The following is a 7652-nucleotide window of genomic DNA, read 5'->3' on the forward strand; positions in this document are numbered from 1 at the left end:
GGGCCGGCCAGCAGCGCGGCCCGGGCGGCGGCGTGACCGGCGGGGTCGGAGGGGTCGGCGGGGGCGGTCTCGGTGGTCATGCGCGTGGGTCCCGTCCGTCGTGCTGGTGAACCGTCGTGCCGGCGGGCCGTCCGCTCCGCGGGCCGTCCGGCCGGCGAGGTGCTCCGCGAGGTGCTGAGCGGGGTGGACCGCCCGGGGTGGACCGCCCGCGAACGCACCCCGTCCGGCCGGCCGGACGAGGCCGGGTACGCCGTCGGGCGGACCCGCACCCTCCCGGGTGAACGGGCCCGCCGTCCGGTACGGGGCGACCGGGTGTCGGGCTACCGGGCCGCGGGGCTACAGGGCGTCCGGGCCGCGCTCGCCGGTGCGGACCCGCACGGCGGTGTCGACCGGGATGCTCCACACCTTGCCGTCGCCGATCTTCCCGGTCCGGGCGGCCTTCACCAGGACGTCGATCAGGTCCTCGGCGTCCTCGTCCTCGACCAGCACCTCGATCCTGATCTTCGGTACCAGGTCCACGGTGTACTCGGCCCCCCGGTACACCTCGGTGTGGCCGCGCTGGCGGCCGTAGCCGCTGGCCTCGGTGACGGTCAGGCCGTGCACCCCGAAGGCCTGCAGGGCGGCCTTCACCTCGTCGAGTCGGTACGGCTTGATCACGGCGGTGATGAGCTTCATCGGGCGTCGACCTCGGTCTTCTTCTCGGCGGGCTGCACGGCGGACCCGGTGGTGGTGGCGGGCCGTTCGGCGACGGGCTTCGCCGCGGCGGGCTCCGCGGCAGCGGCGGCCAGGCCCGGCAGGGCGCGGGCCAGGCCCGCCCCCACGGCGCTGAAATCGTAGGCGGACTCGGCGTGCTCGGCCTGGTCGACGCCGGCCACCTCGACCTCCTCGGCGACCCGGAAACCGACCAGCTTGTCGACCGCCTTGGCCAGCAGCCAGGACAGCACGAAGGAGTACGCCGCGACCACCGCCACGCCCATCGCCTGCTTGCCGAGCTGCTCGAACCCGCCGCCGTAGAACAGGCCCTTGGCGGCCTGGCCGACCCCGCCGGTGGCGAACAGGCCGACCAGCAGCGAGCCGATCGCCCCGCCCACCGCGTGCACGCCCACCACGTCGAGCGAGTCGTCGAAGCCCCAGCGGTACTTGAGCGAGACGGCGGCGGCGCAGACCGCGCCCGCGACCAGGCCGATCGCCACCGCGCCCAGCGGGCTGACCGAGCCGCAGGCCGGGGTGATCGCGACCAGCCCGGCGACCGCGCCGGAGGCGGCGCCCAGCGTGGTGAAGGCGCCGTGCTTGAGCTTCTCGTAGACCAGCCAGCCGACCAGCGCCGCGCCCGTGGCGACCTGGGTGTTGACCATCGCCATCGCGGCGACCCCGTTGGCGGCCAGCGCCGAGCCCGCGTTGAAGCCGAACCAGCCGAACCAGAGCAGCCCGGAGCCGAGCATCACCAGCGGCAGGCTGTGCGGGCGCATCGGGTCCTTCTTGAAGCCGATCCGCTTGCCCAGCACCAGGCAGAGCGCGAGGCCCGCGACACCCGCGTTGATGTGCACGGCGGTACCGCCGGCGAAGTCGATCACGCCGTTGCGGTCGCCCAGCCAGCCGCCGTCGCCGCCGTCGAAGAAGAACACCCAGTGCGCCACCGGGAAGTAGACGACCGTCACCCAGAGCGCGATGAACAGGCCCCAGGCGGCGAACTTGGCCCGGTCCGCGATGGCGCCGCTGATCAGCGCCGGGGTGATGATCGCGAACATCAGCTGGAAGACCGCGAAGGCGGTGACCGGGATGGTCCCGGTCAGCTCGTTCAGGCCGAGGCCGCGCATCCCGAGGAAGTCCAGGTTGCCGATCAGACCGGCGAAGGAGTCGGGCCCGAAGCTGAGCGAGTACCCGTAGAGGACCCAGAGCACCGTGACGATGCCGAGCGAGAGGAAGCTCATCGCCAGCATGTTCAGTGTGCTCTTGGCCCTGACCATGCCCCCGTAGAAGAAGGCCAGCCCTGGGGTCATCAGCATGACCAGGGCCGCACTGATGAGTACGAAGGCGGTGTCGCCCGCACTGAAGCCGTCCGGCATCGGCGTCTCCTCTGCGTCCAGGCCGACCCGCATCCGGGACCCGTCCCGTGGTGTCGTCCGGGGTGTCGGCGTTGAGGAGGAGAGTGCCGAAGGCTGGTTTCGGCCAGTGCGGCCGGTTGTTTCACCGCCGTGACGCGTGCGACGTGCGGGTTACGGCTGCGTGAACCGCGGCCCCGGCCCCGCCTGCCGCACCGCCAGGCTCCGGACATGCCACCGACCGTGACGGCGGCGGCCGCCACGGTCGGTGGGGTCTTCCCCGGAGGGTCCGGGCAGGGCCGGTCAGACCACCGAGACGAACTCCGGGATGTCCTGGACCACCCGCTCCTTGAGCCGGCTCACCGCGTCCACGCCCTTGAACCGGGCCGCCGCGGCCTCCGTGGTCTTGCGCACCCGGGAGTTCAGCCGCTCCGAGCGCACCTTGGCGGCGATGTCCACCGCCTGCTCGGCCATCACCACCGCCTGCTCGGCCTCCTTCTGCAGCAGGTGGACGCTGGCCATCCCGATCAGGTTGAAGGCGTACGAGCGCACGTGGTCGGCGTCCTGGCGGAACAGATCGACCGCGCGCTCCATCACCGGCGCGGACATCGAGGCGTAGAGGTCGGCGTTGTCCGAGTGGTACGCGAGGTCGCGGAAGGAGTGCGCGTTCTCGGCGTTCAGCTCGGCCGGCGAGAAGAACTTCAGCCAGTCCGGCTCCTGGTCCCCCTCCCGGATGTCGGTGAAGGTGTCCTCGGCCAGCCGGACCGCCCGGGCGCAGCGGTTGACCTCGCCGATGGTGGCGTAGGCGCGCGCCTCCATCGCGTACAGCAGGGACTGCTGGCGCGGGGTGGCGGCGTCCCGGCTGCCGTACTGCGCCAGGTGGATGAGCTCCAGGGCGTCCTCGCCCCGGTTGAGGTGGATCATCTGGCGGCTCATGTCCGTCAGGATCAGCGCGCCGAACGGGCGGTCGCCGGCCTCCTTGGCAGCGTGCAGGGCGAGCACGTAGTACTTCTGCGCGCTCGGGTGCATCCCGACGTCGTACGACATCCACCCGGCCAGGTGGGCGAGTTCGGCGGTGAGCCGGAACAGCCGCTTGGTGGTGTCCTCGTTGTACGTCTCCTGGAGCAGGTCGGTGACCTCGTGCAGCTGGCCGACGACGGCCTTGCGGCGCAGCCCGCCGCCGTTCTGCGCGTCCCACTGCCGGAACATGACCGTGGTCTGCTCCAGCAGTTCGAGCTCGGGTTCGGAGAGCCGGCCGGTGAACGCCTCGCCGCCGTTGGCCGCGGTGAGGATCGGGGTGGGCACGCCGGTCGGGCCGGGGGCGAGCCAGCGCTGCATCGGCTCGATCAGCGCGGCACCCGCGGTCAGCGCCAGCGAGGTGCCGAGGAAGCCCCGGCGGTTGAGCATGAGGTCGCTGCGGGAGTAGTCGCTGATCAGCTGGACGGTCTGCGGGCCGCTCCACGGCAGGTCGACGCCGCCGCCCACGGTCGAGACCGGGATCGCGGCGCGCAGGCCGAGGTCCTCGATCGAGACCACCGAGCCGAACCGTTCGGAGAAGAGTTCCGACATGATCTTGGGAATCGGCTCACGGGGCTGCTCGCCGTCGAGCCAGCGGCGCACCCGTGAGGTGTCGGTGGACACGTGGTGGGCGCCGATCTGCCGGGCCTTGCGGTTGACCTGCCGGGCCAACTCGCCCTTGGACCAGCCACTGCGGGCGAACCACGTGGTCAGCTTCTCGTTCGGTTGCTTCTCTGCCATGGATAACGTCCCCATCCCGCCCGGCCCCTAGCGGGGCCCCCGATCGTGACCGCCCGACGGTTGCGGGCTCTTGCCAGACGTGCCGTGCCTGAGGTGCCGCCGTGCCGCGACCGTCGGACCTGCGGCACCGTCGCACTGGTGTGCCATCGTCGCGGACGATCCGTCAGGTTCCCAACTCCCGCTCCTCGACGGCCCGGAACAGACTCCTCGACGACATCCGCGTGCTGAACGTAATGCCCCGCGAGGGGCCCGCGGGAGCGGCCCTGGCGAAACGCCACCTTTCGCCACCCCCAGGAGTGAACCGAAGCCCGGGGGCACACGCTTCACTTAGGGAGTCCCGACGGCCCGGCATATGCGGGCCGCCAAGTCCCCCGGCTCTCCCGGAGGACCCGGCGGAATCCGCAACCCACCGCAGCCACAGGCGAGTTCACCGTCCACTCGGGACGGCGACAGCCCCACGAACACGACGATCCGGCATCGGCGCCGCCCCCACAAGGCGGCGCCCGAGGCACACCGGTGGAACAGGCGCACACCACGCGCTGCGCGCCGCCACCGCACCACGCACCACACAGCTGACAATCAACACACAGTCACCGTCCCGTAACCATCGGCAACGAGAACCTGTTGGGGGAGGCATGGACAACCTGTTCGGCGAACTTCGACTGGGGCACCTGCGGCTGGCACCGCTGGGCGCGCGCCGCCGCACCAAGGTCACCGCGTCCCAGGCCGCCGCGGAGTACACCGGCCGCTGGGGCTGGGCGGTCACCACCGGCGACCCGGCCGCCGGCACCCCGGCCGTTGGCACCCCGGCCGCCGGCGCCACCGCCCCGACCCGCTGCCCCTGCGGCTCCCCCCGCTGTGCCGCGCCCGGCCTGCACCCCGGGCCGGGCGGCGGCGGCCGGGCCCGCGCCGAGGGCTCGGTGCTGTTCCCCACCGGGCGCGCCTTCGACGTGCTGGACGTCCCCGAGCAGGCCGGCCTCCAGGCGCTGGTCCGGCTGGAGCGGATGGGCACCCAGGTCGGCCCGGTGCTCGCCGCCCCCACCGGCCGGCTCCAGTTCCTGGTCGCCGCCGGCACCGCCCGGCGCCTGCCCGACCTGCTGTACCGGATGGGCTGGGACGACGCCGAGCTCGACCTGATCTGCCACGGCGAGGGCAGCTACGTCGCCGCTCCGCCCACCGTCCTCGGCGGGCTCGGCCCGGTCCGCTGGCTGCGCCGCCCCACCCGCGACAACGCGGGCTGCCCGCCGGAGGCCCGGCTGCTGCTCGGCACCCTCGCGTACGCCTGCCACCGCGGCCGGGAGCGCTCCGCCGAGCCGGCCTGGATGGCCTCCTGACCCGCCCGCCCCACGGCGGGTGCACCGACCCGCCCGGCCCAGGGCATGCGGAAGGGCCCGCCCCCAGGGGGAGCGGGCCCTTCGTACGGCTTCGTACGGCTTCGTACGGCCTTCGCGCCGGCCGGCGGGTCAGTCCCCGATCAGCGCGTCCACGAACGCCCCCGGCTCGAACGGAGCCAGGTCGTCCGCGCCCTCGCCCAGGCCGATCAGCTTGACCGGCACGCCCAGCTCGCGCTGGACCGCGACCACGATGCCGCCCTTGGCGGTGCCGTCCAGCTTGGTCAGCACGATGCCGGTGATGTCGACCACCTCGGCGAACACCCGGGCCTGGACCAGGCCGTTCTGGCCGGTGGTGGCGTCCAGCACCAGCAGCACCTCGTCCACCGGGCCGTGCTTCTCGACGACCCGCTTGACCTTGCCCAGCTCGTCCATCAGGCCGGTCTTGGTGTGCAGGCGGCCGGCGGTGTCGATCAGCACGGTGTCCGCGCCCTCGGCGATGCCCTCCTTGACCGCGTCGAAGGCGATCGAGGCCGGGTCCCCGCCCTCCGGGCCGCGCACGGTGCGCGCCCCGACCCGCTCGCCCCAGGTCTGGAGCTGGTCGGCGGCGGCGGCGCGGAAGGTGTCGGCGGCGCCGAGCACCACCGTGCGGCCGTCGGCGACCAGGACCCGGGCCAGCTTGCCGGTGGTGGTGGTCTTGCCGACGCCGTTGACGCCGACCACCAGGACCACCGCCGGGCCCTCCTCGTGCTTGGTGGAGCGGACGGCGCGGTCGGCGTCCTTGCCGATCAGCTCGACCAGCTCCTCGCGCAGCAGCGCGCGCAGCTCGTCGGGCGTCCGGGTGCCGAGCACCTTGACCCGGGTGCGCAGCCGCTCGACCAGCTCCTGGGTGGGGGCGACGCCGACGTCCGCGGTGAGCAGCGTCTCCTCGATCTCCTCCCAGGTGTCCTCGTCCAGGTGCTCCCGGGAGAGCAGCGAGAGCAGGCCCTTGCCGAGCGAGTTCTGCGAGCGGGAGAGCCGCGAGCGCAGCCGGACCAGCCGGCCGGCGGTGGGCTCGGGGACCTCGACGGCGGGCGCCGCCTCGGCCTCGGCGGGGGCGACCTCGACGGCCTCGACGACCTCAGGGGCCTCGGGGGCCTCCGCCTCCGCCGGGAGCTGCACCTCCTCGATGGTGCGGCGGGGCGCCTCGGTCGGCGGCGCGGCCTCCTCGCCGACCTGGGGCTCCCGCGGGGTGGGCTTCGGCGCCGTGATGACCGGCGCCTGCGACTTCGGGGGCAGCTGCTGGCGTCGTCTGCCGGAAACGACGAGGCCCGCGATCGCGCCGACGGCGACCACGGCGATGACTACGGCAAGAATCACGTATTCCATAACCGCTCCAGTATCCGCGACCGGAGCCCGGATGGACCGCAGCCGCCTTACACCAATGCGGTTCGTCCGGCCCGCGGCCGCCGTTCCCGGTGCTTCTCGTGCAGCCGCTGGCTGATCACCTGCGAGATGCCGTCGCCCTTCATGGTCACCCCGTAGAGGGCGTCGGCGGACTCCATGGTGAGCTTCTGGTGAGTGATCACGATCAGCTGGGAGCTCTCCCGCAGCTCCTCCATGATCCCGACCAGCCGGCGCAGGTTGGTCTCGTCCAGCGCCGCCTCCACCTCGTCCATCACGTAGAACGGGCTGGGCCGGGCCTTGAAGATCGCCACCAGCATGGCCACCGCGGTCAGCGAGCGTTCCCCGCCGGACAGCAGCGACAGCCGCTTGACCTTCTTGCCCGGCGGGCGGGCCTCCACCTCGACCCCGGTGGTGAGCATGTCGTCCGGGTCGGTCAGCACCAGCCGGCCCTCCCCGCCCGGGAACAGCCGGGCGAAGACGCCCTCGAACTGGGCGGCGGTGTCGTGGTACGCCGAGGTGAACAGCTCCTGGACCCGCTGGTCCACGTCCCGGACGATGTCCAGCAGGTCGCGCCGGCTGCGCTTGAGGTCGTCCAGCTGCTCCCCGAGGAACCTGTGCCGCTCCTCCAGCGCGGCGAACTCCTCCAGCGCCAGCGGGTTGACCTTGCCGAGCTGCTGGTACGCCTTCTCGGCCGCCCGCAGCCGCTTCTCCTGCTCGGCCCGGACGTACGGGTACGGCTCGCCCGGCGCCGCGCCCTCCTCGACGGCGACATCAGCGGCCGACGCCGCGGGCGACGGCGGGACGGGCTGCTCCGGCCCGTACGAGGCCAGCAGCTCGCCGCCGTCGATGCCGAACTCCTCCAGCGCGCGGGCCTCCAGCTGCTCGATCCGCAGCCGCTTCTCGGCCCGCAGCACCTCGTCCCGGTGCCCGGCGTCGACCAGCTTGTCCAGCTCCTCCTTGAGCCCGCGGCCGTGCTCGCGGTGCTCGCGCAGTTCGTGCTCGCGCTCGGTGCGCGCCCGCTCGACGGCCGCCCGCCCGGCGTCCGCGCGGGCCAGCGACACCTCCAGGCAGGCCAGCAGCTGCCGGGCGCCCGCCGCGACGGCGTTCGCCACCGAGGCGTCGTGCTCGGCGCGCC

At 73.3% G+C, this 7652-nt stretch carries 6 protein-coding genes and 1 pseudogene; 1 reads left to right on the forward strand and 6 read right to left on the reverse strand.

What is annotated here, in order from left to right:
- From ABZW03_RS33205 to ABZW03_RS33220, 4 genes and pseudogenes are all read right to left on the reverse strand, one after another.
- A pseudogene (locus ABZW03_RS33205) lies at window positions 1–269 on the reverse strand (hypothetical protein); the annotation flags it as partial.
- Between the two features lie 67 nt (window positions 270–336).
- Window positions 337–675 (reverse strand): P-II family nitrogen regulator, encoded by a 339-nt coding sequence (locus ABZW03_RS33210; protein WP_355266713.1) that lies wholly within the window; start codon window positions 673–675, stop codon window positions 337–339.
- A complete protein-coding gene (locus ABZW03_RS33215) occupies window positions 672–2066 on the reverse strand; it encodes an ammonium transporter (RefSeq protein ID WP_355266716.1) in 1395 nt (464 codons plus the stop codon). The genes ABZW03_RS33210 and ABZW03_RS33215 overlap by 4 nt, the downstream gene beginning before the upstream one ends.
- Window positions 2067–2345: 279 nt before the next feature.
- Entirely contained in the window at window positions 2346–3800 is a 1455-nt protein-coding gene (locus ABZW03_RS33220; RefSeq protein ID WP_355266719.1) for a hypothetical protein, read from the reverse strand.
- 635 nt (window positions 3801–4435) lie between these two features.
- Here ABZW03_RS33220 and ABZW03_RS33225 point away from each other — a divergent pair.
- Window positions 4436–5134 carry a bifunctional DNA primase/polymerase gene (locus ABZW03_RS33225; RefSeq protein WP_355266722.1) on the forward strand — a complete coding sequence of 233 codons (699 nt, stop codon included), beginning with the start codon at window positions 4436–4438 and terminating at the stop codon, window positions 5132–5134.
- Window positions 5135–5263: 129 nt separating this feature from the next.
- Here ABZW03_RS33225 and ftsY read toward each other — a convergent pair whose 3' ends face one another.
- Together ftsY and ABZW03_RS33235 are read right to left on the reverse strand one after the other, a co-directional pair.
- Window positions 5264–6499, reverse strand: a complete 1236-nt coding sequence (gene ftsY, locus ABZW03_RS33230; RefSeq protein WP_355266725.1) for a signal recognition particle-docking protein FtsY — start codon at window positions 6497–6499, stop codon at window positions 5264–5266.
- A 47-nt stretch (window positions 6500–6546) separates the two neighbouring features.
- On the reverse strand, window positions 6547–7652 hold a 1106-nt coding region (locus ABZW03_RS33235), incomplete at its 5' end, for an AAA family ATPase (protein ID WP_355266728.1).

This window comes from Kitasatospora sp. NPDC004799 (assembly GCF_040609095.1).
Lineage (GTDB): Bacteria > Actinomycetota > Actinomycetes > Streptomycetales > Streptomycetaceae > Kitasatospora.

Excerpts from the sequence above, each read along its gene's own strand:
- ABZW03_RS33210 (WP_355266713.1), bottom strand. The coding sequence starts at position 675 with ATGAAGCTCATCACCGCCGTGATCAAGCCGTACCGACTCGACGAGGTG.
- ABZW03_RS33215 (WP_355266716.1), bottom strand. The coding sequence starts at position 2,066 with ATGCCGGACGGCTTCAGTGCGGGCGACACCGCCTTCGTACTCATCAGT.
- ABZW03_RS33220 (WP_355266719.1), bottom strand. The coding sequence starts at position 3,800 with ATGGCAGAGAAGCAACCGAACGAGAAGCTGACCACGTGGTTCGCCCGC.
- ABZW03_RS33225 (WP_355266722.1), top strand. The coding sequence starts at position 4,436 with ATGGACAACCTGTTCGGCGAACTTCGACTGGGGCACCTGCGGCTGGCA.
- ftsY (WP_355266725.1), bottom strand. The coding sequence starts at position 6,499 with ATGGAATACGTGATTCTTGCCGTAGTCATCGCCGTGGTCGCCGTCGGC.